The organism is bacterium (assembly GCA_040753085.1).
Lineage (GTDB): Bacteria > UBA9089 > JASEGY01 > JASEGY01 > JASEGY01 > JASEGY01.
Genome location: JBFMHI010000242.1, coordinates 1 through 2,104 on the forward strand (window position 1 = coordinate 1; position 2,104 = coordinate 2,104).

2 protein-coding genes are annotated in these 2,104 nt (G+C 46.3%); both read right to left on the minus strand.

Going from position 1 to position 2,104, the window contains the following annotated elements; genetic code table 11:
* Nucleotides 1-151: 151 nt before the first annotated feature.
* Nucleotides 152-1,216 carry an IS110 family transposase gene (locus tag AB1797_14030; GenBank protein ID MEW5768705.1) on the minus strand — a complete coding sequence of 355 codons (1,065 nt, stop codon included), beginning with the start codon at nucleotides 1,214-1,216 and terminating at the stop codon, nucleotides 152-154.
* Between the two features lie 260 nt (nucleotides 1,217-1,476).
* Nucleotides 1,477-2,104, minus strand: a 628-nt coding sequence (locus AB1797_14035; GenBank protein MEW5768706.1) for a M3 family metallopeptidase, incomplete at its 5' end; no start/stop codon positions are given.

A 2,104-nucleotide genomic window follows, 5' to 3' on the forward strand; every position in this document is an offset into this window, starting at 1 on the left:
ATGCGTCTCTATCTCTGAAAGGCTACCCTGTCAAGACATTTCTGAGTTTATTTTTTTGTTTTTTTATCTTGGGTTTTTTCCCATCTATCTCTTCGTGTCCCTTCATCAGGATCACATAGTTTAAATTCGGGGTCGGGCTACCCAATTACAACTAACGGTCCGTCCTGGGGACGACCAAGAGACGCACGGGCCTGCCCGACCCTGCTATCTTTAGTTCTTCCCTATAATAATCCCTTTTTTCCTTGAGAAGATGATAGATAATAGCCATAAGCTGACGAGCTATGGCAACGGTAGCTACGCCACCGCCTTTCTTCTTCTCGATCTTCTGCGCCTTGTCCCTCAAATAAGGATCAATCACCTTCGCCTTCTGGGCTGCCTCTATCATCCCCCAACAAAGATAACGATTAGCCCCCTTGACTATATGCCCGTGGTAATTTCTTGAACTACTTTGATGAACCGAGGGCACTAACCCAGCATAACTGCAAAGCTTCTTGCTGGAGGGAAAGCGATTTATATCTCCAATCTCCACCAAAATCAGATAAGCCAAGATAAAACCTATCCCGGGCACGGTAAGTAAATGTTGCCCCTCCTCACTCTCCTTTATCACCTGCCGAATATCAACCTCCGCCTCTTTAATTAAGGAGGCAGTCGTGTCCAATACGCTAAGATATCCATCCAGAGTTTTCCGATGAACAGATGATAACTGCAGAGAAGATAAAAACCCCAACCCCTGTTTGCCAAATAAGTCTGAATAACTGTGATGAATACCTAACCGAATAAGCAGGGCATGTATCCGATTCTTCACCCCGGTTCGAAGATGAACCAGACTCATCCGGTACCGGAGCAGATCCCTCGCCTCCCTCTGCTCCCTGGGAGCTAAATATGCCTCCGGCAAAAAATTAGTCCGTAAAAGCTGGGCCAAGACTCTGGCATCTACCTTGTCTGTCTTGACCTGACTCTCCGCTATTACCCGTACCTTGGAAGGATGTGCTAACTTTACCTCCAAATCCAAATCCTGCAGAAGCTCTGATAGCCAACTCCAACCACAAGTAGCCTCCATTGCCACCTGCGTACCAGAGGGAAACTGCTTAAAATACTTGATTAACTCCTCCCGATAAAGATGGTTCATCCGGCAGGCATCAACTAAACTCCCCCTCTCATCCATAACTGCTACTGAAGAGTATTTCTTGTGTATATCCATCCCTATGTAGTTCATCGCTACCTCCTTGGGTTATTGGTTCTTGCTTTTCCTCTGAACTAAAATAACCAATCTAATTCCGAGGAGGTAGCCTTTCATTAAATTACACGGACTCCATAATAATCTTGAATTAATTGACCCCACCCTCTCCCTCCCCTATAGGGGAGGGGAATACCTGTCCTCTCCTCACAGGAGAGGGCTTCGCCGTGAGCTCAGCCGAACGGTCAGGGTGAGGTCAGCGTATTGTTGATGCCCGATGAATCGGGCAACTACCTTTTTTATTCCAGTAACAACTTCTCAAACTGATTTACCAGATTATTGAAAAGCTCGACAGTCTTATCTATCGGCTCAGAAGTAGACATATCAACGCCTGCTTTTTTCAAGATATTAATCGGATAATCGGAACTTCCAGTCTTGAGAAATTCACGATACTTGGCCAAGGCCTCTTTATTCTCTAAAGAGATCTCTCGAGAAAGGTACGTTGCTGCCGCATACGAGGTAGCATATTGGTATACATAAAAATTCCGGTAGAAATGATAGAGCCGGAGCGCGCCCAGGTCACTTATGGAATCACGGTAGACTTCCGGACCCCAGTATTTCTCCATCAGGTCGCGGTAGGTCGCCCTTATCACCTTAGGGGAGAGCGCCTCTCCCTTTTCCATCCTCTCGTGCGACATCTTCTCAAATTCAGCCAGAAGAGTCTGAAAATAGAAAGTGCCGATGATTTGATTGATGTAATATTCCAGCAGGTAAAGTTTCTGAGCTTTACTTTGAGTGGCATGGATGAGGTATTGCATCAGCAGTGCCTCGTTGGTAGTGGAAGCCACCTCAGCCGTGAAAGTGGTGTGACCAGCATAAATATAAGGCTCGTTCCTGTTGGTGTAATAGCTATGCAGGGAATGCCCC